The following is a 26,731-nucleotide window of genomic DNA, read 5'->3' as shown; positions in this document are numbered from 1 at the left end:
TCAGCGCTGTGCTGAAATAAACCTGTACAAGTTTCGAGTCACGTACAGGTTTATTTTCGGAGGCAGCCATGCACGACCCTTCCGCCCACAGCAAGCCGCGTATCGCCATCAGCGCCTGCCTGACCGGGCACAGCGTGCGCTACAACGGCGGCCACAAGGCCTCCGACCTGTGCCGTAAACAGCTGGAACAGCACTTCGACTGGCTACCCGTGTGTCCGGAAGTGGCAATCGGCCTGGGTGTCCCGCGCGACCCGATTCGCCTGGTCGGCAACCCCGAGCAACCCGAAGTGGTCGGCACCCGCGATCCTGGCAAGGACCTTACCGACCCGCTGCGCACCTATGGCGAGCAGATGGCCAACGAGCTTGACGACATCTGCGGCTACATCTTCATGCAGAAGTCACCTTCATGCGGCCTGGAACGGGTAAAGGTTTATCAGGACAACGGCCACCCGGCCGTGCATGGTGGCCGTGGCGTCTATGCCCAGGCTTTCTGCGCATTGCGCCCGGACCTGCCAGTAGAAGAAGAAGGCCGCCTGCATGACCCTGTGCTGCGCGAGAACTTCATAAGCCGCGTTTACGCCTACGCCGACTGGCAGCGCCTGCTGGCCGAGGGCCTGAACCGTGGCGCGCTGGTACGCTTTCATTCGCGCTACAAGTATTTGCTGATGGCCAACAACCCCCAGGCCTATCGCACCCTCGGCCGCCTGCTTGGCAGCATGAGCAAGGCTGATGAACCACAGAGCATCGGCCCGCGCTATTTCAGCCAGCTGATGCAGGCCCTGCGCCGCTGCGCCAGCCGCGGCACCCACAGTAACGTGCTGCAGCACCTGAGCGGCTACTTCAAGGATGCCCTGACGCAGCAGGACAAGGCCGAGTTGCAGGCAGTCATCGGCCAATACCAACAAGGCGTGGTACCTCTGGTAGTGCCACTGACCCTGCTCAAACACCATTTGCGCAAGCACCCAGACCCCTACCTGCAGCAACAAGCCTACCTGCAGCCTCACCCCGAGAGCCTGGGCTTGCGCAATGCGGTCTGAGGACTTGCTGCCCATTGGCGAACTTGCCCGTCGCACTGGCGTCAACCCGGTCACCCTGCGCGCCTGGGAGCGCCGGTATGGGTTGCTCAAGCCACAGCGCACCGCCAAGGGGCATCGCCTGTACCCACTTGAGCAGGTCGAACGCGTCGAGGCCGTCCTGGCCTGGCTGCAGCGTGGCGCGTCGGTCGGCCAAGTCCGCGAGTTGCTCGACAAACCCGCCAGCACCCCACCGAAGGGGGACTGGCAAGCCAGGCAATTCCAGCTGATCGAAGCCATCGCCGGCCTTTCACAGCGCGCCCTCGATCAGCAACTCAACCAGGCAATGGCGCTGTACCCGGCAGTCACCCTGTGCGAACAACTGCTGCTGCCGCTCCTCGACATGCTCGACCAGCGCTGGCGCAATTACTTCAACGCTCGGCTGGAGCAGGTGTTTTTCCACAGCTGGCTGCGCAGCAAGCTCGGTGCCCGCGTGTACCACGACAACCAGCTGCTGCAAGGGCCCGCCGTATTGCTGGCCGAAGACAGCGAACGCACCTTCAGCCCGGACTTATGGTTGTGCGCCTGGCTACTCACCAGCAATGGCTTCCCGGTCGAGGTGCTCGAGCAGCCCGTCGCAGGCCCGCAATTGCTAAGCGCCGTCAACGCGCTCAAACCACGCGCCTTACTCCTGCACCTGGGGCCACGCATCGACGACAAGGCGTTGCTGCGCACCCTGCAAGGCTTGCCGATCCCCAAGCTGCTGGGCGGTGCCACGCTGGCGCTGCATGAAGCCCGCTTGCAGGCTTTTGAGCTGCCCGACCTTTTCCTGTTCGACACCCCGCAGGCGGCATTGCGCGTGCTTCAAGCCCATGATCGACAGCCTGTAGAGATAAATCCCCCATGCACCTGACCTGGCTGCGCAGCGACCTGCGTATCGATGACAACACTGCACTCAGCGCCTCTACCGAACGCGGCCCGACCATCGCCCTGTGGCTGGTCAGCCCCGGACAATGGCAAGCCCATGACGATGCCGACTGCAAAGTCGACTTCTGGCTGCGTAACCTGCATGACCTGCGCCAATCACTGGAAAAGCTGAACATCCCCCTGCTGATCCGCACAATCGATACCTGGGACCAGGCGCCACAGGCGGTGCTCGATATCTGCCGCCAACATCAGGTGCAAAGCGTGCACTGGAACGAGGAGTACGGCATCAATGAGCAGCGCCGGGATGATGCCACCCGGGCACTGCTGGAAAAGTCGGCCATCCAGGCGCACAGCTACCTCGACCAACTATTCTTCCGTCCGGGCACCATACTGACTCGCAGTGGCGATTACTTCCAGGTGTTCAGCCAGTTCAAGAAAACCTGCCTGGAGCATCTGCACCGCAGCCTGCCGTCCCTGGCACGGCGGGTGAAGCGCCAGGCCCCGCTGAACATCGGCAGCGACCCGATCCCGCAACATGTCGAGGGCTTCGGAAAAACCACGCACGCACTGCGCGACCACTGGCCAGCCGGTGAAGCTGAGGCACAGTCCCGCCTGTCACGCTTCCTGGACGAAACCATCGACGACTACCACCACCTGCGCGACTTGCCTGCCAAGCCCGGTACCAGCCAGCTTTCCCCCTACCTGGCCGCCGGCGTGATTTCGCCCCGCCAATGCTTGCACGGTGCACTGGCCGGCAACCGGGGCGAGTTCGACAGTGGCAGCACAGGCGTGCAGACCTGGATCAATGAGCTACTCTGGCGTGAGTTCTACAAGCACATCCTGAGCGGTTATCCACAGGTCTCGCGCCACCGCGCCTTCCGCGCCCAGACCGAAGCCCTGCCCTGGCGTGACGCCCCCGCAGACCTGGAGGCCTGGGAGCAGGGCCGCACCGGCTTCCCGATCATCGATGCCGCCATGCGCCAGCTGCTGCACACCGGGTGGATGCACAACCGCTTGCGCATGATCGTGGCCATGTTCCTCAGCAAGAACCTGCTGATTGACTGGCGCAAGGGCGAGCGGCACTTCATGCGCCACCTGATAGACGGCGACCTGGCCGCCAACAACGGGGGTTGGCAGTGGAGTGCGTCCACCGGCACCGACGCGGTGCCCTATTTCCGTATCTTCAACCCGGTTTCACAGTCGCAACGCTTCGATCCACAGGGTCGGTTCATTCGCCACTGGGTACCGGAACTACAGGAGCTCGATGAAAAAGCCATCCATCAACCCATTAAATCGACGGACCTTTTCGGTAATACTTCGTACCTAAGTCCAATCGTAGATCTCAGCAGCAGTCGCCAGCGGGCCCTGGAAGCATTCAAAGGGCTGCCACGCCGGCAGAATCAGGGGATAACGTCTTGATTAACTCGCGTAGTTTTTGGGTTACAGGCGCAAGCAACGGACTTGGCTTGGCTTTGGTGGAGCGGATGCTCGATGAAGGACATCGCGTTGCCGCGAGTGGCAAGGATAGCGATGCACTGGATGATTTGGGGGCACGCTACGGCAGCCAATTGTTGCGTTTGCCGTGGCAGTTGCAGGAAGAACAACACGTCACCGATGCGTGCCAACAGATTTGCCATGCCTGGTGTTCGCTGGACGGGCTGATCCTCAACACCGGCACCACCGATTACCTGCCAGACAATGTCAGTGACAGTGAGCTGATCGAAGCGATCGTCACCACCAACCAGCTGGCCGCAGAGCATTGCCTGAGCAAAGCGCTGCCGTTGCTGGCAAAGGGGCAGTCGCCCCAGGTGATGGGGCTTTTCAACCGCTATTCGGCGTTGCAGCTGTTTGCACCGACACAGGTGACTGCGGGCTGGAACAACTTGCCGCAATGGCTGCGTGAGCAGCGCAAGGCCCTTGAGGACCAAGGGGTAGCACTGACCATCGTAGGGCCACAATCGTTGAAGGTTACGGTAACGTCGGCACAGGCGATACCGGAGGCGTGGACGCCCGGCAGTGCCGCAGAGGAGTTGCTGCGCCGGTGGCCTCAGAGAGAACCCGAACTGGTCCTGGAGACGCTGGACCTCAGTAGCCTGTGGCCGCTGGCGCGTTAACACCTGAAATCAGCATTACCGTCTTCGCGGGCAAGCCCGCGAAGTGGCGAATGCAGGCGAACTCAGAGCGCCATTCTGTAATGCAGGCTGTAGCTTTCTACACCATCATTGGGCTCTTTGATGCCCGCGTTGGAATAGTGAATCGCCCGCACCCCAATCTCATGCCCGCCGGCAAAGCGCAAACCAAAACCAATGCGGTCCTCGAACTGGAATGCCGAACCCAGCTCGTTGCTTTCCAGCTCGGTGCTGGAGAACGCCGCCACCCCGATGCCGGCTTCGATGTAAGGTTTCACCGATTCCCCGGCAAATTCATAGACGAACACGGGCGCGAAGGACAGGCTGTGATTGCTCGCGGTCTCGTCGCCATCCCAGTAGGTGTAGGCCCCGTCCCAATAGCCGGTCAGCCGACCAACGCTGGTCTGCCACCAACTCGCGTCCCAATTCGATTGCAGCCCTAGCCGGTAGACCATTGTCGAATCGCCAGTCTGCCCCACCGAAAACGAAACATCGGCAGCCTGTGCAGACATCGCTTGCCCCAAAACAAAGGCAGCAGCCGCTGCCAAGCCGAGCAGTTTCCTCATAAGAAACATCCTTCTTTCTGATGCTGTTATTTGTCCGCCTCATCTCAGGCAAAGCGGTAGAAAGCAGAAGTGGAACGATAGTTCAGCCTTTTTTCACGTTTTTTTCACAACGCAAAGCTTTGCACATCGTCAGACTTATGCCACAGCACAGGTAGGATTTTTCTTAAGGCTTCTGGGTCAGCGCTTGTCCAGAAGCGTGCAGCGCCGGCCGGGCCTTCGGCCAACAGATCATTGGCACCCAACAGCCGTTGCAACTGACGCGCCACGGCCGCGCCGGTGTCGATGATGGCCACGTCATCCGGGACCATGCCGGCCAGCAATGGGCGAAGGAAAGGGTAATGGGTGCAGCCGAGGATCAGCGTATCGCAACCTGCAGCCAGTAGCGGCTGCACATAACCTTGCAGCAGCTGGCGCACCGCCGGGCTTACCAGGTCACCGGCTTCGATCAGCTCGACCAGCCCCGGGCAAGGCTGGGTAATAACCTGTACGTCATTCGCGAAGCGATCGAGCAAGGCTGCGAACTTGGCACTCTGCAGGGTACCGGTGGTGGCCAGCACACCGACCACGCCCGAGCGGGTGGCTGCCGCTGCAGGCTTGACGGCCGGTTCCATGCCCACCAACGGCCAGGTCGGATACAACTCACGCAGGTCGGCCACTGCCGCCACCGTGGCAGTGTTGCAGGCCAGGACCATGGCCTTTGCGCCTTGTTCATGGAAGAACCCGGCAATGCGTCGGCAGCGCTCGCGGATATAGTCAGGCGACTTCTCACCGTAGGGTATATGCCCGCAATCGCCCACATACAGCAACGTTTCGTTGGGCAGCAGGCGCTGGATCTCGGCCAGCACCGACAAACCGCCAACCCCCGAGTCCATGACGCCGATCGGCGCCGAGCGCTCAGCCATCGCGCTTACCACAGACCGTGCAAGCCGGGTCGCGCTTGACACGAAGCTCGCGGATACGGGTGCCGAGGGCATCGATCAACAGCAAGCGGCCGACCAACGGCTCACCGAAGCCAGCCAGCAACTTCATCGCCTCCAGCGCCTGCAGGCTACCCACCAGTCCCACCAGCGGGCCAATGACGCCTGCTTCGCTGCAGGTCAGTTCAGCTTCGCTACCATGCCCGTACAGGCAGTGATAGCACGGACTGTAGTCACGCCGCGGGTCGAACACCGACAGCTGGCCTTCCAGACGGATTGCCGCTCCGCTGACCAGCGGCTTGCCGGCGGCGACACAGGCAGCGTTGACCGCCTCGCGGGTAGAGAAATTGTCGGAGCAGTCCAGCACCAGGTCGACCGCCGCCACCGCCGCCACCAGCGAGTCCTCGTCCAGTGCCTGGCGGTGAGCAACCAGGCTGACTTCCGGGTTGATTGCCTGCAAGCGCTGCAAGGCCGAGTCGACCTTGCTCATGCCAACGCTGGCACTGTCGTGGATGACCTGGCGTTGCAGGTTGGTCAGGTCGACGGTGTCGAAGTCGGCCAGGTGCAGCTCACCCACGCCAGCGGCGGCCAGGTACAGGGCGACTGGCGAGCCCAGGCCACCCAGCCCGATGATCAGCGCTTTGCTCTGCTTGAGCCGCAGCTGGCCATCGATGTCGATCTGGGCCAGCAGCACCTGGCGGCTGTAACGCAGCAGTTCCTGATCACTCAGCATGGCAGTCGCCCCAGGGTAATGCGTTCATGGCCGCCCAGGTCCGTGCGGCTGGCCACCTCGATAAAGCCATGTTCAGCCAGCAGAGCACGTACCGCCGCCGCCTGATCGTAGCCATGTTCCAGCAGTAGCCAACCACCTGGCAACAAGTGCGCGGGGGCCTGGGCGGCGATCACGCGAAGGTCGTCCAGGCCATCGGCACCGGCCACCAGGGCACTGCTGGGTTCGAAGCGCACGTCGCCGGCCACCAGGTGCGGGTCTTCAGCGGCGATGTAGGGCGGGTTGCTGACAATGAGGTCGAAACGCTCCCCGGCCAGGCTGTCGAACCAGTGGCTTAGCCGTACCCGAGCGTTGGCCAGGCCCAACCGCTGGCGGTTGCGCTCGGCGAGGGCAGCAGCCTCCTCCACCCGGTCAACCGCTGTAACCTGCCAGGCCGGGCGCTCGCTGGCCAGCGCCAGAGCGATGGCACCCGTACCGGTACCCAGGTCGAGAACCTTGGCGGGCGAAGCGGGTTGCAGTTCAAGCGCCGTCTCGACCAGCAGCTCGGTATCCGGCCGCGGGATCAGGGTATGCGGCGCGACCTCCAGGTCGATCTTCCAGAAGCCCTGCAGCCCAAGGATATAGGCCACTGGCTCGCCGCCACGGCGGCGTTTCAGGTAGCCGGCATAGGTCTCGGCATCTTCGCTGCTGACAATACGCTCGGGCCAGGTATGCAGGTAGCTGCGCGATTTACCGATGGCCGCAGCCAGCAGCAGTTCGGCATCCAGGCGCTCAGTGGGCGATTCAGGCAACTGCGCGTTGCGCAACAGGCTGGCGATGACAGTCATCAGTCCCCCAAGGCGGCCAATTGATCGGCCTGGTATTCGGCCAGCAGCGGTTCGATCACCGCGTCTACGCCACCGCTGAGGATGTCGTCCAGCGAATACAAGGTCAGGTTGATGCGGTGATCGGTCACCCGCCCCTGTGGATAATTGTAGGTGCGGATGCGCTCGGAGCGGTCACCGGAACCCACCAGCAGCTTGCGCTCACTGGCAATGGCGTTCTGCGCGGCACTGGTCTGCATGTCGTTCAGCTTGGCCGACAGCCAGGACATGGCGCGAGCACGGTTCTTGTGCTGCGAGCGCTCCTCCTGGCATTCGACCACGATACCGGTAGGCAAGTGAGTGATACGGATCGCCGAATCGGTCTTGTTGACGTGCTGGCCGCCGGCACCGGAGGCACGGTAGGTATCCACGCGCAAGTCGGCCGGGTTGATTTCGATGGCGGCCTGCTCGTCCGGCTCGGGGAGCACCGCCACCGTGCACGCGGAAGTGTGGACACGGCCTTGGGACTCGGTCTCGGGCACACGCTGAACCCGGTGTGCACCGGACTCGAACTTGAGCTTGCCGTAGACATTCTCGCCCTCGACGCGGGCAATGATTTCCTTGTAGCCGCCGTGCTCGCCTTCGTTCTCGGACAAGATCTCCAGGCGCCAGCCGCGCTTTTCGGCGTAGCGCGAATACATGCGGAACAGGTCACCAGAGAAGATGGCTGCCTCGTCGCCACCCGTACCGGCGCGGATTTCGAGAAACACGTTGCGACCGTCGTTGGGGTCTTTGGGCAGCAGCATGCGCTGCAGCTGCGCCTCCAGGGTCAACAACTGCTCCTTGGCTTCACGCACCTCTTCCACGGCCATTTCACGCAGGTCCGGGTCACTGTCCTTGAGCAGCGCCTGGGCGCCTTCGAGGTCGTCCTGGACTTTACGCCACTCTTTATAAGCAGCGTAAACCGGCTCTACCTCGGCATACTCGCGGGAGTAGGCGCGAAAACGCGTCTGGTCGGAAATAACCTCGGCGTCACCGAGCAGGGCGGTGAGTTCTTCAAAACGGTCCTGGAGGATTTCCAGTTTGTTCAGCAGCGACGCTTTCATTGCGGGGATTTGTCCGTGGAGCCCTCGTTGAGGGCAAAGAGTTCCTGGGCCATGGCCAGCGCATCGAGGCGGCCCTCGGCCGAGAGCTTTTTCAGCTGCACGCTGGGCGCATGCAGGAGTTTGTTGGTCAGGCCCCGGGCCAGTTGGGCCAGCACGTCTTCGGGGTTGCCGCCATTGGCCAGCAGGCGCAGGGCCTTTTGCAGTTCTTCGTCGCGAAGGCGCTCACTTTGCTGGCGATAGGCCCTGAGCACGTCCACCGCAGCCAGTTCGCGCAGGCGCAGCATGAAGTCTTCGGCGCCCACGGATACCAGCTCTTCGGCCGCCTGAGCCGCACCCTGGCGGCTCTTGAGGTTTTCCGCCACTACATCGTGCAGGTCGTCGACGGTGTACAGGTAGACATCATCCAGCTCGCCGACTTCGGTTTCAATATCGCGAGGGACAGCGATGTCGACCATGAAAATCGGCTTGTGTCGGCGCTGTTTCAGTGCGCTCTCGACCGCGCCCTTGCCCAGGATCGGCAACTGGCTGGCGGTGGAACTGATCACGATGTCACTGTTGGCCAGTTCCTGGGGGATGTCTGCCAGCAGCACGGCATGCGCGCCGAACTGCTCGGCCAGGATGCTGGCGCGCTCCAGGGTGCGGTTGGCCACCACGATACGGCGTACGCCCTGCTCGTGCAGGTGGCGGGCGACCAGGGTGATGGTTTCGCCGGCACCGATCAGCAGGGCCTGGCTGCGGCCCAGGTCGGCGAAAATCTGCTTGGCCAGGCTGACCGCGGCGAACGCAACCGAAACCGGGTTTTCACCGATGGCCGTATCGGTACGCACCTGCTTGGCGGCGCTGAAGGTGGCCTGGAACAGGCGCCCGAGCAACGGCCCGACGGTACCGGCTTCGCGGGCCACGGCGTAAGCGGACTTCATCTGGCCGAGGATCTGAGGCTCGCCGAGAACCAGCGAGTCCAGGCCCGAGGCCACGCGCATCATATGCTTCACGGCGTCGTGCTCTTCATGCACGTAGGCGCTGGCGCGCAGCTCGTCGATGCTGAGGCGGTGATAGTCGGCCAGCCACTGCAGCACGGCGTCGGCGGACAGGTGGTCCTGCTCTATATAGAGCTCACTGCGGTTGCAGGTCGACAGGATCGCCGCCTCGCGGCTGGACGTCAGTCGGCAGAGCTGCTGCAGGGCGTCTACCAGCTGCTCTGGGGTAAACGCCACGCGCTCGCGTACGTCTACCGAGGCAGTCTTATGGTTGATACCAAGTGCAAGAAAGGCCATGCAAGGTCGCTGGTTGTGACGGGAAGCCGATAATTGTCCTCTTTCGCAGGTTTCAGGACAACCACCGTTCGCTATTGTGCTGATAGTCCCGCGGCTATCGCCGCTCGCGGGCCAGCATCAACGTTGATTTCAGGTTTCACTCCCGCTTTTGATCTTCGCGACTTCAGGAGGCCGGAGAGAGGGGATCCCGGAGCGCAGCGCAGGGGCCGGATGATGGGAGCGCAACGTTTTTTGGTGGGCTTGCCCCGTGACAACGGACGCCAAGAAGCTGGCTACAGAGCTAACTGCCTTAAGCCTTTTGCGAAAAGGTGAGTCAGCGTCGCCATCGCAAATGACGGTTCGCCGAGTCAAAACAGACCACTTCGCTCCTTGCTTCTTGCTTCTTGCTTCTTGCTTCTTGCTTCTTGCTTCTTGGATGTGAGCATCCACATCAAGTAGGTATTCATTCGCGAAGGTGGCGCGTAGTCACCTTTCCGCCCTTCCGGCGGGTTACTTTGGTCATGGCCAAAGTAACCAAAGCCGTCGGCTCCCATCATCCGGCCCCTACGCTACGCTCCGGGGTCCCCTCGCTCCGGGCTTGCTCCCGGGAGGACCGCGCTGCAGGCCCCATCCTGGGGCCCAGCGCTTGACGGGCATCCATGCCCGTCACCTCCCTCCGCAAGCCCTGCGCTCGGCCTCCTGAAGTCGCAATCTGCGTCGCCTGGCCTACCGCGCGCTTAGAAGCAAAAGCCAAAGCAAGAGCAAGAGCAAGAGCAAGAGCAAGAGCAAGAGCAAGAGCAAGAGCAAGAGCAAGAGCAAGAGCAACGACGTTCTTCCAGGTACACCAGGCCGAGGGCAGCCATGCCGGCGTATCCTTATCCAGATGACTGGGCAGAACCTCACCGAATGCATCGGCGGTGCCGGCCGATCACCGAATTCGCTTCTCGCTTTTGATCTTGCTTCTAAGCGCGCGGTAGTCCAGGCGACGCAGATTGCGACTTCAGGAGGCCGAGTGGAGGCATTGCGGAGGGAGATGACGGGCATGGATGCCCGTCAAGCGCTGAGGCCCCATGGATGGGGCCTGCAGCGCGTGCTCCCGGGAGCAAGGCCGGAGCGAGGGGACCCCGGAGCGCAGCGTAGGGGCCGGATGATGGGAGCCGACGGTTTTTGGTCCCTTTTTGCCACGATAAAAAGGGACCCGCCGTAAGGGCGGAAAGGTGAGTCGGCGTCGACATCGCAAACGGACTGTACGCCCGATCAGAACCAGCGCTTAAGCTTTGAGCTTTTGAGCTTTTGAGCTTTTGGGCCTTTGGGCCTTTGGGTTGTGCGCTTTCACATCAAGTAGACATTCATTCACGATGTAGGCGCCTATTCTCCTTTCCGCCCTTCCGGCGGGTTACTTTGGTCGTAGTGTGGCAAAAAGGAACCAAAAACCGTCCGGATCCCATCATCCGGCCCCTGCGCTCCGGGCTAGCTCTCGGCCTCCTGAAGTCGCAATCTGCGTTGCCTGAACTATCGCACGCTTAGAAGCAGAAGCAGAACAACAGCACGAACGCTGGGCATCGTGGCCAGCCTGGGGCGAACCCTGCGCGCGCAGTGCGGTCTGCATAGGCTAAGCGTAGCTTCATACCTTCGCAGGTGGGTTTGCCTCCGCGCTTGTGTCATCATGCTCCGACCGCCGGTGAGTCCTCCTATAAGCCTTTCTATGAACAAACCATACGCATTGCTGCTTGCCTTCGCCCTGCTCCAGGGCTGCCAAAGCCTGGCCCCGCAAAAGGCCGAGCCTCCCGTCGCCGAAGCTGGCAAGGGCGAGGCGGAAAAGCCCGTGGTGTATGGCTCGTTCAAGCAGGACACACTCTATAGCCTGTTGGTGGCAGAGCTGGCCGGCCAGCGCAACCGTTTCGACATTGCCCTGGCCAACTACACCGATCAGGCGGCAAAAACCCAGGACCCAGCAGTTTCCGAGCGCGCCTACCGCATTGCCGAGTACCTCGGCGCCGACGAGCCGTCACTGGAGAATGCGCTGGTCTGGGCGCGCAACGACCCGCAGAACCTCGACGCCCAGCGCGCCGCCGCCATCCAGCTGGCCCGCGCCGGTCGCTATGACGAGTCCATGACCTACATGGAAAAGGTACTGCAGGGCCAGGGCGACACCCACTTCGACTTCCTCGCCCTGTCCGCAGCCGAAACCGACCAGAGCACCCGCGACGGCCTGCTACACAGTTTCGAACGCCTGCTGGTGAAATACCCCGACAACGGCCAGCTGATATTCGGCAAGGCCCTGCTGCTGAACCAGGACGGCAAGACCGAAGAAGCCCTTGAACTGCTCGAGTCGCACCCGGCACAAAACGGCGAAGTCGCCCCGATCCTGCTGCGCGCCCGTCTGCTGCAGGCCTTGGACCGAGGTCCAGAGGCCCTGCCACTGCTGCGCGGGGCGATTCGCGACAACCCGGACGACAAACGCCTGCGCCTGACTTACGCTCGCACCCTGGTCGAACAGGACCGTATCGCCGATGCCAAAGGCGAGTTCATCAGCCTGGTCCAGCAATACCCCGATGATGACGAATTGCGCTACTCGCTGGCGCTGGTGTGCCTGGAGAACAAAGATTGGGATGAAGCCGAAGGCTACTTGCAGGAGCTGGTCGAGCGCGACAGCTACGTTGACGCCGCGCATCTGAACCTGGGCCGCATCCACGAGGAGCGCCACGACCCTGCTGGCGCTCTGCGTGAATACGCCCTGGTCGGCCCGGGCCCAGACTACCTGCCGGCACAGCTGCGCCAGGCCGACATCCTGATCGCCAACGGCCGCGGCACCGAGGCCTCGCGCCTGCTCGCCGACGCGCGCGAAGCCCAGCCAGACTACGCCATCCAGCTATTCCTGATCGAATCGGAAAGCTACAGCAACAACAACAAGGACGCCCAGGCCAATCAGGTGCTGCAGCAAGCCATCCAGCGCTACCCGGACGACCTCAACCTGCTTTACACCCGCGCCATGCTGGCCGAGAAGCGCAACGATTTGACGCAGATGGAAAAAGACCTGCGCGCCATCATCGCCCGCGAGCCAGAAAACGCCATGGCCCTGAACGCCCTGGGCTACACACTGGCCGACCGCACCACCCGCTATGCCGAAGCCAAGGCGCTGATCGACAAAGCCCACCAGCTGACCCCCGATGACCCGGCAGTGCTCGACAGCCTGGGTTGGGTCAACTATCGCCTGGGCAACCTCGACGCAGCTGAGACCTACCTGCGCCAGGCCTTTGCCAACTTCCCAGACCACGAAGTGGCCGCCCACCTGGGCGAAGTGCTGTGGGCCAACGGCAAGCGCCGCGAAGCCCGCCAGGTATGGGCCAAGGGCTTCGAAGCCCAGGCCGACAGCCCCATCCTGCGCAAGACCCTCTTGCGCCTGACCGGATCCGAGACTCTTTAACGCCATGTTCCTGCGCCATTGCATCACCTTTACCTTGATCGCCCTGCTGGCCGGCTGCGCCGGCTTCGGTAGCCGTGAGGCCCTGCAGGGCCACGGCGACCCGCAACAGTGGCGCGCCCACAAAGCGCAGCTGAGCAGCCTCGATGGCTGGCAGATCAACGGCAAGGTCGGCATCCGCGCCCCGCGCGATTCCGGCAGCGGTACGCTGTTCTGGCTGCAACGCCAGGACTATTACGACATTCGCCTGGCCGGCCCGCTGGGCCGTGGCGCCGCGCGCCTTACCGGCCGCCCGGGTGGCGTGGTGCTGGAAGTGGCCAACCAGGGCCGCTACGAAGCCACCAGCCCGGAAGCCCTGCTGGAAGAACAACTGGGCTGGCAACTGCCGGTTTCGCACCTGGTCTGGTGGGTGCGCGGCCTGCCCGCCCCCGACAGCAAGAGCAAGCTGACCCTGGATGGCGACAGCCGCCTGGCCAGCCTCGACCAGGATGGCTGGCAGGTGCAGTACCTGAGCTACACCGAACAGAACGGCTACTGGTTGCCCGAGCGCCTGAAGCTGCACGGCAAGGACCTGGACGTGACCCTGGTGGTCAAGGACTGGCAGCCGCGCCAGCTGGGGCATTGATCGCATGCAAAAGCTCACCCTGCCCGCCCCGGCCAAGCTCAACCTGTGGCTGCACATCATCGGCCGCCGCGCAGACGGTTACCACGAACTGGAAACGGTGTTTCAGTTTCTAGACCATGGCGACGAACTGAGTTTTGCCCTGCGTGACGATGGCGTGATCCGCTTGCACACCGAGATCGAGGCCGTCCCCCACGACAGCAACCTGATCGTACGGGCCGCGCGCATGTTGCAAGCACAATCGGGCACCACGCTTGGCGCCGACATCTGGCTGACCAAGGTACTGCCCATGGGCGGAGGTATCGGCGGTGGCAGCTCGGACGCCGCGACCACCCTGCTCGCCCTGGCCCACCTGTGGCAACTGGACTGGGACGAAGACCGCCTGGCCGCACTGGGGCTCAGCCTGGGCGCCGATGTGCCGGTGTTCGTACGCGGCCACGCAGCATTCGCGCAAGGCGTAGGCGAACAACTGACCCCGGTCGACCCGATCGAACCCTGGTATGTCGTGCTGGTGCCGCAAGTGTCTGTCAGCACAGTAGAAATTTTTTCACATCCACAGTTGACACGTGATTCTCTCCCCCTTAAGATGCGCCCCGTTCCCGAGGGAAACAGTCGAAATGACTGCCAACCGGTGGTAGAGCAGAATTACCCAGAAGTTCGCAATGCGTTGAATTCACTGGGAAAATTCACTGAGGCTCGACTAACCGGCACTGGAAGTTGTGTGTTTGGGGCCTTCCCAAGCAAAGCCGAAGCTGATAAAGTTCTGGCCCTTCTTTCAGCGACCCAAACAGGGTTTGTGGCGAAAGGAAGCAATATTTCGATGTTGCATCGCAAGCTGCAAAGTCTGGTCAAGAAGTCGAGCGCATGAGCGTTCGCAGCAACAGATACAGGGGCGTCGCCAAGCGGTAAGGCAGCAGGTTTTGATCCTGCCATGCGTTGGTTCGAATCCAGCCGCCCCTGCCATTTTCCTTATACTCATCCAGGTATACCCTCAGCCTTCAGGTACTGCGCGTGTCCAAGATGATGGTCTTTACGGGGAACGCTAACCCCGATCTGGCTCGGCGTGTCGTACGTCAGCTGCATATCCCTCTCGGTGACGTCTCTGTCGGTAAATTCTCCGACGGCGAGATCAGTACTGAGATCAATGAAAATGTTCGCGGTAAAGACGTTTTCATTATTCAGCCGACCTGCGCCCCGACCAACGATAACCTGATGGAACTGGTAGTGATGGCCGACGCCTTCCGCCGCTCCTCAGCATCCCGAATCACCGCCGTGATTCCCTACTTCGGATATGCCCGCCAGGACCGCCGTCCGCGTTCGGCACGTGTAGCCATCAGCGCCAAAGTCGTTGCTGACATGCTCACTGTCGTAGGTATCGACCGTGTACTCACCGTCGACCTGCACGCTGACCAGATCCAAGGCTTCTTCGATATCCCCGTCGACAACATCTACGGCTCGCCCGTACTGGTTGACGACATCGAAGACCAGCGTTTCGAGAACCTGATGATCGTCTCCCCGGACATCGGTGGTGTCGTGCGCGCACGCGCTGTCGCCAAGTCCCTGGGCGTCGATCTGGGTATCATCGACAAACGCCGCGAAAAGGCTAACCACTCCGAGGTTATGCACATCATCGGCGACGTCGAAGGGCGCACCTGCATCCTGGTAGACGACATGGTCGACACCGCCGGCACCCTGTGCCACGCGGCCAAGGCCCTGAAAGAGCACGGCGCTGCCAAGGTTTACGCCTATTGCACGCACCCTGTTCTGTCGGGCCGCGCAATCGAGAACATCGAGAAGTCGGTACTGGACGAGCTGGTGGTGACCAACACCGTTCCGCTGTCCGCCGCTGCTCAAGCCTGTGATCGTATCCGCCAGCTGGATATCGCACCGGTTGTCGCTGAAGCGGTACGCCGCATCAGCAACGAAGAATCGATCAGCGCGATGTTCCGCTAAGCGGGACACGTGTTGATGTGAAGCGCCCCGCCCCAACCTGTGTTGGGGCGGGGCTTTTTTGCCATCCCCGTTGGCGCTGGTCGCAAACGCCCTCGGGGGGCTATTTTGGAGAAACAAAATGACTGATTTTATTCTGAACGCCCAAGCGCGTACTGACCTGGGGAAAGGTGCGAGCCGCCGCCTGCGTCACTCGCTGAGCATCCCAGCCGTTGTCTACGGTGGTGATAAAGAAGCTCAATCCCTGACCATCCTGGCCAAGGAAATCACCAAGCTGTTCGAAAACGAAGCTGCCTTCAGCCACGTTATCGAACTGAACGTTGACGGTGTTAAGCAGAACGTCATCATCAAGGCCATGCAGCGCCACCCAGCCAAGCAGTTCATCATGCACGCTGACTTCGTTCGCGTCGTTGCTGGCCAGAAGCTGACCGCCAAGGTTCCGGTTCACTTCATCAACGAAGAAGCCCCGGTCAAGAAAGGCGGCGAGATCTCCCACGTTGAGTCCGAGATCGAAGTTTCCTGCGAAGCCAAAGACCTGCCTGAGTTCATCGAAGTTGACCTGGGCAACGCCGAAATCGGCACCATCATCCACCTGTCGGACCTGAAAGCTCCGAAAGGCGTAGAGTTCGTCGCTCTGGCCCACGGTGATGACAAAGCTGTTGCCAACGTTCACGCTCCACGCGTTGCTCCAGAAGCAGAAGGCGCTGCCGAGTAATCCACTCGCACGCCGGCGTTGATCGGGTTACAGTGCCGCGCGCACTGTAACCCACCAACTCCAAGGAAGAGCCCCTGACGTGACCGCCATCCAGTTGATCGTTGGCCTGGGTAACCCCGGCCCCGAATACGAACAGACCCGGCATAACGCAGGGGCTCTTTTCGTTGAACGCCTTGCCAGCGCCCAGCGTGTTTCGCTGACCGCTGACAAAAAGTATTTCGGCCTGACGGCTAAATTCAGCCATCAGGGCAACGACGTTCGTTTGTTGATCCCCACCACCTACATGAACCGCAGCGGCCAGTCCGTAGCGGCCTTGGCCAATTTCTTCCGAATAAAGCCGGAAGCGATACTGGTGGCACACGACGAACTCGATCTGCCCCCGGGCGTTGCCAAGCTCAAGCGCGGCGGCGGCCATGGTGGGCACAACGGCCTGCGCGACATCATCGCGCAGCTCGGCAACCAGAACGACTTCCACCGCCTGCGGCTTGGCATCGGCCACCCGGGTGACGCCAAACTGGTATCCAACTTCGTCCTGGGCCGCGCGCCGCGCGCCGAGCAGGAGAAGCTCGACGCCAGCATCGATTTTGCCCTCGGCGTGCTGCCGGACGTGCTTGCCGGCGACTTCGCCAAGGCGATGCGCGAGCTGCACAGCCAGAAGGCCTGATTTCCTTTAGAGAGGGGAATACCCATGGGTTTCAATTGCGGCATCGTCGGCCTGCCCAACGTCGGCAAGTCCACCCTGTTCAACGCCCTGACCAAGTCTGGCATCGCGGCGGAGAATTTCCCTTTCTGCACCATCGAGCCGAACAGCGGCATCGTGCCTATGCCCGACGCTCGCCTGGCTGCGCTGGCTGAAATCGTCAAGCCAAACCGCATCCTGCCGACCACCATGGAATTCGTCGACATCGCCGGCCTGGTTGCCGGTGCCTCGAAAGGCGAAGGCCTGGGCAACAAGTTCCTCGCCAACATCCGCGAGACCGACGCCATTGCCCACGTGGTGCGCTGCTTTGAAGACGAGAACGTGATCCACGTTTCCAACAGCGTCGACCCCAAGCGTGACATCGAGATCATCGACCTCGAACTGATCTTCGCCGACCTCGACAGCTGCGAAAAGCAACTGCAGAAGGTAGCCCGCAATGCCAAGGGCGGCGACAAGGATGCCTTGGCGCAAAAGGCCATTCTGGAAAAGCTGATCCCGCACTTCACCGAAGGCAAGCCTGCGCGCAGCCTGATGAAGCACATGGCTGACGACGAAAAGGCCGTCATCCGTGGCTTCCACCTGCTGACCAGCAAACCGGTGATGTACATTGCCAACGTGGCCGAAGACGGCTTCGACAACAACCCGCACCTGGACGTGGTCAAGGCCATTGCCGAGGAAGAAGGCGCGGTAGTGGTGCCGGTGTGCAACAAGATCGAAGCGGAAATCGCCGAGCTGGAAGACGGTGAAGAGAAGGACATGTTCCTTGAGGCCCTGGGCCTGGAAGAGCCTGGCCTGAACCGCGTGATCCGCGCCGGTTACGAGCTGCTGAACCTGCAGACCTACTTCACTGCCGGCGTGCAGGAAGTACGCGCCTGGACCGTTCGCGTCGGAGCCACTGCCCCGCAGGCAGCCGGCGTTATCCACACCGACTTCGAAAAAGGCTTCATCCGCGCTGAAGTGGTGGCCTATGACGACTTCATCCAGTTCAAGGGTGAAGCCGGTGCCAAGGAAGCCGGTAAGTGGCGTCTGGAAGGCAAGGATTACATCGTCAAAGACGGCGACGTGATGCACTTCCGCTTTAACGTCTAAGCGGTAACCAGCAGCACACACAAACCCCTTGAGGCTTGCGCTTCAAGGGGTTTTGTTTTGCCCAGACATGCGCGCCCTTGGCAGGGGCGGCCTTGTGTCGTGCCAGGCCGCAAAGCGGCCCCCGCCTTCAGCATCTAAGCTGAGGTTCAGCGCCCTTCTCGCCCAGAGCCGACACCATGCCCCAACCCACTCGTTTCGACTGGCAACGCTGGTTACCCGGCCTGGTCACCCTGCTCCACTACAAGGCAGCCTGGCTACCCAAGGACATCGCCGCCGGCCTGGTGCTCACCACCATGCTCGTGCCTGTGGGCATCGCCTACGCCGAGGCTTCCGGCGTCCCCGGCATCTATGGCCTGTACGCCACCATCATCCCCCTGCTGGCCTATGCCCTGTTCGGTCCCAGCCGTATCCTGGTGCTGGGCCCGGACTCGGCGCTGGCCGCGCCTATCCTGGCTGTGGTGGTGCAATACGCCGCCAGCGACCCGCAGCGGGCGATCGCCATCGCCAGCATGATGGCGCTGGTCGCCGGGGCGTTCTGTGTGATTGCCGGGCTGCTGCGCCTGGGCTTCATCACCGAGTTGCTGTCCAAGCCCATCCGCTATGGGTACATGAACGGCATCGCCCTGACCGTATTGATCAGCCAGTTGCCCAAGCTGTTCGGCATCAAAGTCGACAGCGAAGGCCCCTTGCGCGACCTTTGGTACTTGGGCCAGGCGCTATACGCCGGCCAAGGGCACTGGCCAAGCTTTGTCGTGGGTGCCGGTAGCCTGGCGCTGATTCTGCTGCTCAAACCGTTCAAGCGCCTGCCGGGCATCCTGATCGCCGTGGTACTGGCGACGCTGGCAGTGAGCGTGTTCAACCTCGATCAGATGGGCGTCAAGGTACTCGGGCAATTGCCCCAGGGCCTGCCCGCCTTCGTCTTCCCCTGGGTCAGCGACATTGACCTGGTCGAGGTGCTACTGGGCGGGATTGCAGTGGCGCTGGTGTCGTTCGCCGACACCAGTGTGCTGTCACGCTCCTATGCCGCGCGCCTCAAGATGCGGGTAAACCCCAACCAGGAAATGTTCGGCCTGGGCGTGGCCAACGTGGCCTCGGGGCTGTTCCAGGGCATCCCGATCAGCAGCAGTTCGTCGCGCACCCCAGTGGCCGAAGCTGCCGGCTCGCAGACCCAGCTCACCGGCATCATCGGCGCCCTGGCGGTGACCCTGTTGCTGCTGGTAGCGCCCAATCTGATGCAGCACCTGCCTAACAGCGCTTTGGCTGCGGTGGTGATTGCCGCTGCACTGGGGCTGTTCGAATTTGCCGACCTCAAGCGTATCTTCCGCATGCAGCAGTGGGAGTTCTGGCTGTCGTTCACCTGCTTTGTCGGCGTGGCGGTGTTCGGTGCCATTCCTGGTATCTGCATTGCAGTGGCGGTGTCGGTGATCGAGTTCCTGTGGGACGGCTGGCGGCCGCATTACGCAGTGCTCGGCCGGGCCGATGGGCTGCGCGGCTACCATGACATACAGCGTTATCCACAGGCCCGGCGTATTCCAGGGCTGGTGCTGCTGCGCTGGGACGCGCCGTTGTTCTTTGCCAACGCCGAGCAGTTCCAGAACACAGTGATGGCGGCGGTGGACGCGTCGCCAACGCCTGTGCAGCGGGTGGTAATTGCCGCTGAGCCTGTGACCAGTATCGATATCACTTCGGCGGACATGCTGGCCGAGCTGGACCGGGCATTGGAGGCGCGGGGGGTGGAGTTGCAGTTCGCCGAAATGAAGGACCCGGTGAAGGACAAGATGCGCCAGTTCGAGTTGTTCGAACACATGGGGGAGAAGGCCTTTCATCCGACGGTGGGCGCCGCGGTGGATGCCTATCTGGAAGAGAGTGGGGTTGATTGGCAGCCCTGAATTGCCTGGGGGAGCGGGCTTAACTGCGAAGAAGCCCGCGCCGACTCCGAAGCCGGTCAATCCAGATCAACATGCCGCTGGCATACACCGATACCGCCAGAAACAGCGCCATACGCACCGCAAATGCCTTGTACACATCCTGCCCGGCAGCACTGTCCTGCACCGACTGCCCCAGCAAGATCAGCATGGTCGTCAGGCAACTGACCCAGTACGCCGGGCTCTGCCGGCTCAGCACCGCCTGGTACAGGCGCCGAGCCTGCCAAAGGGCGAACAGCAGTACCCACAAGAAGAACATCCACAGATGAACGAACAGGCTCAGCGCTACCCACAGCGCTATCGCCAACACCCCGGCAAGCAAGGTTGAACCGATCAGCTCGCGGCTGGCGTGCCGCGCGCGGGTTTCGCCTGCTTGTTGCCCCACACTCACGGCCTTCATGATCAACGGCATGTACTGATCAGGGGCGATCAATGCCAGCAGAAAAGCCGGCATCACGATCAACGTGGCACGCAGCGCCACCCAGCTGACATGCTCGCTGCCCAGCAGCGGCGGCACCGGCGGTGCTGGCGCATTGGCAGGTTCGGGGAACAACGTATGCGCCACCGACGTGCCCAGCACTGCCAGCAGCATGCCTTTGGCCAGCGCTTCAACCACCGACAATGCCAGGGTGAAGTCACTGGTGCCGGCAGCGGCGATCATGGTCAGGCCGACCACCAGCAGGTTGGCCAGCAGGCCGTTGCCGCCCTTCAGCGCATAGCGCAAGGTCAGGAAAACACCCACCCCAACCAGTAACACCCCGGCCAACGGAGCATGACGCAACAGCGGAATCAGCAGCAACCCGCTGCCGCAAGCGAGCAGCACCAGTAGCGCCAGGGCCGGTGCTGCACGCAGGGGCAATGGCTGACTGCGCATGGCCAGCAACAGCACCGCAAACACCGGCGCCAGGATCGGCACCGGCAAGCCGATACCAAAGCTCACCGCCAGGCACAGCGCCACGCCCCAGGCCAGGCGCAGTGCCCGCAGGCGGCGCAATTCAATAGGCATACGACAGCCAGCTCATCAGCCACATGAACAACCGGCCCAGCAGGTTCAGTGGGTTGCCTTCGCTGGGCAGGGCCATGACCTCGGCCTGACCACCGACCCGCAGCACGGTCTTGTCCTGAAGCTGATCGCGCTCCAGTTCGACAATCACCGGAAAGCGCTGCGCCGAACGCAGCCACTCGCGGCTATTCTGCACGGTCGGCAGCGTACCCGGCGGCGTGCTCTGGCCCACGCTCACGCCATAGCCAATGCTGCGTATACGCCCTTTCAACACAGTGCCCGGTAGCGCATCCAGCACCACCAGCACCGGGGTTTCAGGGCGCAAACGACCGAGGTTGTTCTCGGTCATGTCGGCACTTATCCACACGTCATGGATACTGATCAGGGTCATCATCGGGCTGCCCGCCCCGACATAGTGGCCAACGTCTGTGCGCAGGTCGGTGATCAGCCCGTTTGCGTCGGCACGCACCACGGTACGGGCAAGGTCCAGGCGGGCCTTTTCCACATTGGCCGCAGCACTGCGCAGCTGGGCGTTGTCTTCCTGTGCCCCGCCCTGCTGCTCACGGGCGCGCTCCACCTCGGCACGGGCCGCCGCCACTTGGCTGATGGCCTGGTCGCGGGTGGCCTGGGCGCCTTCCAGACGGCGCACTGACACCGTACCGGGGTCTTCGTCAATCAGCCGTTTGAGGCGCTCGGCGTCCTGCCGCGCCTTGCGTTCGTTGGCCTGGGCGGCCACCAGCGCTGCCTGCGCCGAATCGATACCAGCGGTACTGGCGCCGATCTGCCGGCGCACGGTATCGAGGTCGGCTTCGGCACGGGCCAAGGCAATGCGGTACTGCTCCTGATCGAGTTCGAACAGCACATCGCCCTGGCGCACCTCCTGGTTGTTGCCTACGGCCACACGCTTGATCTGCCCGGCCACTTCGGCGGCCACCGGGACCACGTAAGCCTGCAGGCGAGCTTGCTGGGTGTACGGCGTATAGCGGTCAGCCAGCAAGTACCAGAGCAGGCTGACGGCAATCAGCAGCAGCACCCAGCGCATGCCGCGATCCGGGGCTGACGGGGGCGGCGTGGGCGTGGCGTCGCTCATTCGGTTTCACCTTGTGCATGCGCGGTGGGGGCTGGCTCGTCAAGCAACTCGCCCCAGTCGGTGCGTTGCTGCATTTGCTGGCGGGTGGCCGGGTCGATCGGCGCGCGGCTGGCGTCCCAACCACCACCCAGGGCCTTGTACAACGTCACCAGGCTGCTGACCGCGTTGCCACGGCTGACCAGGTAGCCGTCCTGTTGCTGCAACAGCAGTTGCTGAGCATCGAGCACCCGCTGAAAATCGGCGAAGCCTTCGCGATACTGCGAGCTGGCCAGATTCAGCGAGCGCTGTGCAGCCTGAGAGGCCTGGTCGCGAATGGTTGCGCTCTGCAGCGAGCGCACCAGCCCGCTGGCAGCATCGTCGGCCTCACGGGAGGCTTCGCGCACGCCCTGCTGGTACAACTCGATCAGTTGCTGCAAGCGGGCATCTTCCACACGTACGGCGTTCTTGCGCCGGCCATAGTCGAACGGGTTCCAGATCAGGCTTGGGCCAGCCGCCAGGTCGAAGGTGTCGGGCAGATGATTGGCCGATAGAAAGGTCCAGCCGATACTGCCGAGCAAGCTCAGCTGTGGATAAAGATCGGCCTCGGCCACCCCGACCAGCGCCGACTGCGCCGCCACTGCCTGCTCGGCGGCGCGGATGTCCGGGCGGCGCTGCAGCAGGCTGGCAGGTACATCCTGCAACACTGCCCGGTTGGGCAAGGGCAGTTGGCCATGCCCGGCCTCCAGCTGCGGCAGCGGCCCGGGCGGGCGGCCAAGCAGCGAGCACAGTACGTTGCGCAGGGCGTTGAGCTGGTTCTCGAACTCGGGAATGGTGGCCAGGGTCGCCAGGTATTGAGTACGCGCCTGCTGCCAGTCGAGCTCGTCGTTTTCGCCGTGGCGGAACAACCGCTCGGTAATCTCCAGGCTACGCGCCTGGCGCTTGGCGTTCTCTTGTGCGATCGCCAGCCGCGCTTCGGCGGTACGCAGGGCAAAGTAGGTGTCGGCCACTTGCGCACGCAGCAGCAGCATGGCATCGGCGTAGTTGGCCTGGGAGGCGAAGTAGACGGCATCGGCGCTTTCGATGGCGCGACTGAAGCGGCCCCAGAAGTCAATTTCCCAGCCGATGTCGAAGCCCACGCTGGATTGCCAGAACACCGAATCACGGGCCGAAGGCGTACCAGACTGATTCTGCTTCAGGTACAGGCTTTGCGCACTCAGTTGCTGCAGCTGCGGATAACGCCCGGTCTGCACAATGGCCAACTGGGCACGGGCTTCAGCGATACGCAGGCCAGCCACGCGCAGGTTGGTGTTGTTGGCATCGGCCTCGGCTATCAACGCGTCCAGGGTCGGGTCGGCAAACACCGCCCACCACTGGCGCAGGTCGGGCGCCGCCGCGCTGCGCCCTGCCTGCTCCAGCATTGGCGTGCTCCAGCCGTCCAGCCACGGCGCTTGGGGCTTCTCGAAATCCGGACCAACCTGAGTGCAACCGGCCAGCACCATCAGCAGCCCCAGGCCATAGCAGCGGTTGGGCATGGCTCAGGCGGCAGGGGGTGCCGGTTGCTCCGGCACCTGCAGCGCAACCCATTGCCAGAACAGCACGTACGTCACGCCGAGGATTACCGGGCCGATAAACAAGCCGATGATGCCTTTGACCACCATGCCACCTAATGCCCCGATCAGTACCACCGGCATCGGTACATCAACCCCGCGCCCCAGCAGCAGCGGTTTGAGCACGTTGTCGGCAAGGCCGGCGACGAAGGTGTAGATGGCAAAAATGATGGTCGCCACCGTGAAGCCTTCGGCGTTGAACACATAAATGATCACCGGCAAGGTCACCAGCGTCGCCGGGGCCTGTGCAATGCCCAGCATGAGGATGACGATGGCCAGCATCCCGGCACCGGGAACCCCTTTGACGACAAAGCCGACACCGATCAGCAACATCTGGATGAAGGCAATGCCGATCACCCCTTGTGCCACCGCGCGAATGGTGGCCGTGCACAGCGTGGCCAAGGGTTTACCGCGCTCTGCGCCTGAAACCCGCATGGCGATGCGTTGGGTAGCGATTTCACCTCGTTCACCAAAGGCCATGATGACCCCGGAAATGATGATTGCTCCGATGAACAGAAGGAAGGCCCCACCGGCGCTCGCCGCAGCGCCCAGCACCGTTAGCCCGGCCCCCTTGATCTGGGGCATCCACTGATTCAGTACACTGGCCATGTTTTCGGAGGCCGCCAACCACAGCGCGTGCACCTTTGGCCCGATCAGTGGCCAGGCCGCCACGGAATCAGGCGGGACCGGCACGCTCCAGGCGCCGCTCTTGAGTAGCGTCACCAGGCTGTCCACCGATTCGCCGATGGACATCACCACCAGGTAGATAGGCACCAGCAGCAGCACCAGAACCAATAGCACCACCAGCGTCGCCGCATAGCCTTGCTTGAGCCCGGTGCGGCGCTGGATGCGGCAATGCAACGGGTACAAGGTGACCGCCAGAATCACCGCCCACAGCATCAACTCCAGGAACGGCTGGAACACCTGGAAGGCGAAGATCACCAAGGCTGCCACCAGACCGGCCTTGATGAGCACATCGAGCAAGCCCCGCGAAAGGGCGCTGTCCAACTTGAAACTCGACTGCATGATTCATCTCCCGATATTCAATGCACCAGCACGGCGCAATTCACTGCCCCGTTTCAGGGGATGCCTGCACAGGGCTGTCATCGCGCAGCTGCCGCGCCAAGGCCATCATGACCAAAGGCACCACCGCCATCGACAAGGTGATGGCCAGCACCAGCAGGTCGTGTACCGCTTGCGTGAGCACTTGGTGCTCCAGCGCCAGCTTGAACACCACGAAGGCGAACTCGCCCCCCGAAGCCAGCACCACGCCCAGGCAGAGCGCCTGGGCCTTGTTGAGCCCACCCATCGTGCGCCCCAGGCCATACAACAAGGGCAGCTTGATGGCGACCAGCAGCAACGTCAGGCCCAACACCATCAGCGGCATGCCGAACAGCAGACGCAGGTCGGCACTCATACCTACGCCAACGAAGAACAATCCAAGCAGCAGGCCTTTGATCGGTTCGATCTGGGTTTCCAGTTCGTGGCGAAACGGCGACTCGGCCATCAGCACACCGGCCAGGAAGGCCCCCAGCGCCATCGACACACCCACATGCTCCATCAACCAAGCGGTGCCCAGCACGACCAGCAAGGCCGTGGCGGTCGACAGTTCAGGCAGGCCCGAACCCACCGTCCACTTGAATATCGGGGTCAGCAGATAACGGCCAAAAACAATCAGCACACCAATGCCGACAACCACAGCCAGCAAGGGCCAGGCACCTTCGTCAGCAGTGCTGACATCGCCACCGAGCAGCGGCACCACGGCAATCAAGGGAATGGCGGCAATGTCCTGGAACAGCAGGATGGCAACGGCCAGGCGGCCATGAGGTTTGCCCAGGTCCTTGCGCTCGGCCAGTACCTGCAAGCCAAAGGCGGTGGACGACAGCGCCAGGCCCAGGCCCAGCACGATGGCGGCAGGTTTCGATTGGTCGAACAGCCAGAATGCCAGTAGCCCAAGCAGCACAGCGGTCAGCCCCACTTGCAAGCTGCCGACGCCAAATAGCGCCCGGCGCATGGTCCACAGGCGCCTTGGGGACAACTCCAGGCCAATCACGAACAACAGCATGACCACGCCCATTTCCGACAGCCGCGCCACGTTGTCCGGGTTGCCGAGCAGGCCAAACACCGACGGACCAATCAAGATACCCGCCAACAGGTATCCCGGTACTGCGCCCATTTTCAGACGCTGCGCCAGCGGTACCAGAAGCACCACAGCCAAAAGGAATACCACCGTCGCCTGCAACAGGCTGCCGTCATGTGGCATGAGCTCGTACCTTCGCAGCTCCCTGCAGGGAGGGGTTCAGAAACGTTCTTCGACGAACTTGAACGGGTAGGCGACAGCCTTGTACTTGCCGATCTTGCCGCGTTTGGGCAGCTTCACGTGCTGGTCGCGGGTTATATCCTTGTAGGGAATACGGCTGAGCAGATGGCTGATGATATTCAGCCGGGCGCGACGTTTGTCGTTGGAGTTGGCCATGAACCACGGTGCCCAAGCGGTATCAGACGCCTGGAACATTTCGTCACGCGCTTGGGTGTATTCATCCCAGCGGCTATACGACTTGAGGTCCATCGGCGACAACTTCCACAGCTTGCGGCCGTCGTTGATGCGATCCTGCAGGCGCCGGGTCTGCTCATCGGCGCTGACTTCAAGCCAGTACTTGATGAGGATGATCCCTGAATCGACCATGACCCTTTCGAACCCAGGTACTCCGGTCAGAAACTTGTCCACTTGCTCGCCAGAGCAAAAGCCCATTACCCGCTCAACGCCCGCACGGTTGTACCAGCTGCGATCGAAGATCACCACTTCACCCGCCGCAGGCAGATGGCCCAGGTAACGCTGCACGTACATCTGGGTCTTTTCCCGCTCGGTCGGTGCGGGCAGCGCCACCACACGAAACACCCGCGGGCTGACACGCTCGGTAATGGCCTTGATGGTGCCACCCTTACCGGCGCCATCGCGGCCTTCGAAGACAATGCATACCTTCAGGCCCTTGGCGACCACCCACTCCTGTAGCTTCACCAACTCTACATGCAGGTTCTTGAGCGCTTTTTCGTACGCCTTACCGCCCAGCTTTTCTGGCTGTTTTTTGGGGGGCTTCCTGGACGGCTTCGACATGACACGCTCCTGAAGGCTAATGAAGAGTGAGTATGGTCGATTAATGCCAGTTTGCCGCTTCGCTTGCA

Annotated in this window: 24 protein-coding genes, 1 tRNA gene and 1 pseudogene; 14 read left to right on the top strand and 12 right to left on the bottom strand. The window is 62.3% G+C overall.

The window, feature by feature from the left end; all coding sequences use genetic code 11:
• Positions 1-68: 68 nt before the first annotated feature.
• From PRJ_RS03875 to PRJ_RS03860, 4 genes are read left to right on the top strand one after another with little or no spacing between them, the layout of a single operon-like run.
• The gene (locus PRJ_RS03875) at positions 69-1,037 is read left to right on the top strand and encodes a DUF523 and DUF1722 domain-containing protein (RefSeq protein ID WP_010951986.1); all 969 of its coding nucleotides are present in this window, start codon (positions 69-71) and stop codon (positions 1,035-1,037) included.
• Positions 1,027-1,926, top strand: coding sequence for a MerR family transcriptional regulator (locus PRJ_RS03870; protein ID WP_104960777.1), 900 nt, complete (start codon positions 1,027-1,029; stop codon positions 1,924-1,926). Before PRJ_RS03875 ends, PRJ_RS03870 begins: the two co-directional genes overlap by 11 nt.
• Positions 1,917-3,359 (top strand): deoxyribodipyrimidine photo-lyase, encoded by a 1,443-nt coding sequence (phrB, locus tag PRJ_RS03865; RefSeq protein WP_104960776.1) that lies wholly within the window; start codon positions 1,917-1,919, stop codon positions 3,357-3,359. Before PRJ_RS03870 ends, phrB begins: the two co-directional genes overlap by 10 nt.
• A complete protein-coding gene (locus tag PRJ_RS03860; protein WP_104960775.1) occupies positions 3,356-4,054 on the top strand; it encodes an SDR family oxidoreductase in 699 nt (232 codons plus the stop codon). Before phrB ends, PRJ_RS03860 begins: the two co-directional genes overlap by 4 nt.
• Before the next feature lie 62 nt (positions 4,055-4,116).
• On the opposite strand, the gene PRJ_RS03855 is transcribed toward PRJ_RS03860, so the two are convergent.
• From PRJ_RS03855 to hemA, 6 genes are all read right to left on the bottom strand, one after another.
• Positions 4,117-4,635: an acyloxyacyl hydrolase gene (locus tag PRJ_RS03855; RefSeq protein WP_003247385.1), complete on the bottom strand. Its 519-nt coding sequence runs from the start codon at positions 4,633-4,635 to the stop codon at positions 4,117-4,119.
• 104 nt (positions 4,636-4,739) lie between these two features.
• On the bottom strand, positions 4,740-5,537 hold the full coding sequence (murI, locus tag PRJ_RS03850) for a glutamate racemase (protein ID WP_010951981.1): 798 nt from the start codon (positions 5,535-5,537) through the stop codon (positions 4,740-4,742).
• Positions 5,530-6,285: a molybdopterin-synthase adenylyltransferase MoeB gene (locus PRJ_RS03845; RefSeq protein ID WP_014589669.1), complete on the bottom strand. Its 756-nt coding sequence runs from the start codon at positions 6,283-6,285 to the stop codon at positions 5,530-5,532. The genes murI and PRJ_RS03845 overlap by 8 nt, the downstream gene beginning before the upstream one ends.
• A complete protein-coding gene (gene prmC, locus PRJ_RS03840) occupies positions 6,279-7,109 on the bottom strand; it encodes a peptide chain release factor N(5)-glutamine methyltransferase (RefSeq protein ID WP_014589668.1) in 831 nt (276 codons plus the stop codon). The genes PRJ_RS03845 and prmC overlap by 7 nt, the downstream gene beginning before the upstream one ends.
• On the bottom strand, positions 7,109-8,191 hold the full coding sequence (prfA, locus tag PRJ_RS03835) for a peptide chain release factor 1 (RefSeq protein ID WP_003247392.1): 1,083 nt from the start codon (positions 8,189-8,191) through the stop codon (positions 7,109-7,111). Before prfA ends, prmC begins: the two co-directional genes overlap by 1 nt.
• Positions 8,188-9,465, bottom strand: a complete 1,278-nt coding sequence (hemA, locus tag PRJ_RS03830) for a glutamyl-tRNA reductase (RefSeq protein ID WP_010951977.1) — start codon at positions 9,463-9,465, stop codon at positions 8,188-8,190. The genes prfA and hemA overlap by 4 nt, the downstream gene beginning before the upstream one ends.
• Before the next feature lie 809 nt (positions 9,466-10,274).
• Here hemA and PRJ_RS30605 point away from each other — a divergent pair.
• The 10 genes and pseudogenes from PRJ_RS30605 to PRJ_RS03775 all read left to right on the top strand — a co-directional run.
• A pseudogene (locus PRJ_RS30605) lies at positions 10,275-10,380 on the top strand (3-deoxy-7-phosphoheptulonate synthase); the annotation flags it as partial.
• A 769-nt stretch (positions 10,381-11,149) separates the two neighbouring features.
• Complete coding sequence (locus PRJ_RS03815) at positions 11,150-12,871, top strand: tetratricopeptide repeat protein (RefSeq protein ID WP_104960772.1); 1,722 nt, start codon at positions 11,150-11,152, stop codon at positions 12,869-12,871.
• Between the two features lie 4 nt (positions 12,872-12,875).
• On the top strand, positions 12,876-13,493 hold the full coding sequence (gene lolB / locus PRJ_RS03810) for a lipoprotein insertase outer membrane protein LolB (protein WP_010951969.1): 618 nt from the start codon (positions 12,876-12,878) through the stop codon (positions 13,491-13,493).
• 4 nt (positions 13,494-13,497) lie between these two features.
• Entirely contained in the window at positions 13,498-14,358 is an 861-nt protein-coding gene (gene ispE / locus PRJ_RS03805) for a 4-(cytidine 5'-diphospho)-2-C-methyl-D-erythritol kinase (protein WP_019750445.1), read from the top strand.
• A 20-nt stretch (positions 14,359-14,378) separates the two neighbouring features.
• A tRNA-Gln gene (locus PRJ_RS03800) sits at positions 14,379-14,453 on the top strand.
• A gap of 48 nt (positions 14,454-14,501) precedes the next feature.
• Positions 14,502-15,443 carry a ribose-phosphate pyrophosphokinase gene (locus PRJ_RS03795; RefSeq protein WP_003247410.1) on the top strand — a complete coding sequence of 314 codons (942 nt, stop codon included), beginning with the start codon at positions 14,502-14,504 and terminating at the stop codon, positions 15,441-15,443.
• Positions 15,444-15,561: 118 nt separating this feature from the next.
• Positions 15,562-16,155: a 50S ribosomal protein L25/general stress protein Ctc gene (locus PRJ_RS03790; RefSeq protein ID WP_003247411.1), complete on the top strand. Its 594-nt coding sequence runs from the start codon at positions 15,562-15,564 to the stop codon at positions 16,153-16,155.
• A 79-nt stretch (positions 16,156-16,234) separates the two neighbouring features.
• Positions 16,235-16,819 carry an aminoacyl-tRNA hydrolase gene (pth, locus tag PRJ_RS03785; protein ID WP_003247413.1) on the top strand — a complete coding sequence of 195 codons (585 nt, stop codon included), beginning with the start codon at positions 16,235-16,237 and terminating at the stop codon, positions 16,817-16,819.
• Between the two features lie 24 nt (positions 16,820-16,843).
• The gene (gene ychF, locus PRJ_RS03780) at positions 16,844-17,944 is read left to right on the top strand and encodes a redox-regulated ATPase YchF (RefSeq protein ID WP_003247414.1); all 1,101 of its coding nucleotides are present in this window, start codon (positions 16,844-16,846) and stop codon (positions 17,942-17,944) included.
• 176 nt (positions 17,945-18,120) lie between these two features.
• Complete coding sequence (locus PRJ_RS03775; protein WP_104960771.1) at positions 18,121-19,833, top strand: SulP family inorganic anion transporter; 1,713 nt, start codon at positions 18,121-18,123, stop codon at positions 19,831-19,833.
• Positions 19,834-19,852: 19 nt separating this feature from the next.
• On the opposite strand, the gene PRJ_RS03770 is transcribed toward PRJ_RS03775, so the two are convergent.
• The 6 genes from PRJ_RS03770 to ppk2 are packed head-to-tail and all read right to left on the bottom strand — an operon-like array spanning position 19,853 to position 26,663.
• The gene (locus tag PRJ_RS03770; RefSeq protein WP_104960770.1) at positions 19,853-20,875 is read right to left on the bottom strand and encodes a DUF2955 domain-containing protein; all 1,023 of its coding nucleotides are present in this window, start codon (positions 20,873-20,875) and stop codon (positions 19,853-19,855) included.
• Positions 20,865-21,962, bottom strand: coding sequence for an HlyD family secretion protein (locus PRJ_RS03765; RefSeq protein ID WP_020190535.1), 1,098 nt, complete (start codon positions 21,960-21,962; stop codon positions 20,865-20,867). Before PRJ_RS03765 ends, PRJ_RS03770 begins: the two co-directional genes overlap by 11 nt.
• Entirely contained in the window at positions 21,959-23,473 is a 1,515-nt protein-coding gene (locus PRJ_RS03760; protein ID WP_104960769.1) for an efflux transporter outer membrane subunit, read from the bottom strand. Before PRJ_RS03760 ends, PRJ_RS03765 begins: the two co-directional genes overlap by 4 nt.
• A gap of 3 nt (positions 23,474-23,476) precedes the next feature.
• Positions 23,477-24,574 carry an AI-2E family transporter gene (locus tag PRJ_RS03755; protein WP_076402554.1) on the bottom strand — a complete coding sequence of 366 codons (1,098 nt, stop codon included), beginning with the start codon at positions 24,572-24,574 and terminating at the stop codon, positions 23,477-23,479.
• 40 nt (positions 24,575-24,614) lie between these two features.
• Entirely contained in the window at positions 24,615-25,811 is a 1,197-nt protein-coding gene (locus PRJ_RS03750; RefSeq protein ID WP_104960768.1) for a monovalent cation:proton antiporter-2 (CPA2) family protein, read from the bottom strand.
• 36 nt (positions 25,812-25,847) lie between these two features.
• The gene (ppk2, locus tag PRJ_RS03745; RefSeq protein WP_003247423.1) at positions 25,848-26,663 is read right to left on the bottom strand and encodes a polyphosphate kinase 2; all 816 of its coding nucleotides are present in this window, start codon (positions 26,661-26,663) and stop codon (positions 25,848-25,850) included.
• Between the last annotated feature and the right edge of the window lie 68 nt (positions 26,664-26,731).

This window comes from Pseudomonas sp. XWY-1 (assembly GCF_002953115.1).
In the GTDB taxonomy this organism is placed as follows: Bacteria; Pseudomonadota; Gammaproteobacteria; order Pseudomonadales; family Pseudomonadaceae; genus Aquipseudomonas; species Aquipseudomonas alloputida.
This window is presented reverse-complemented; position numbering and strand designations above follow the sequence as displayed.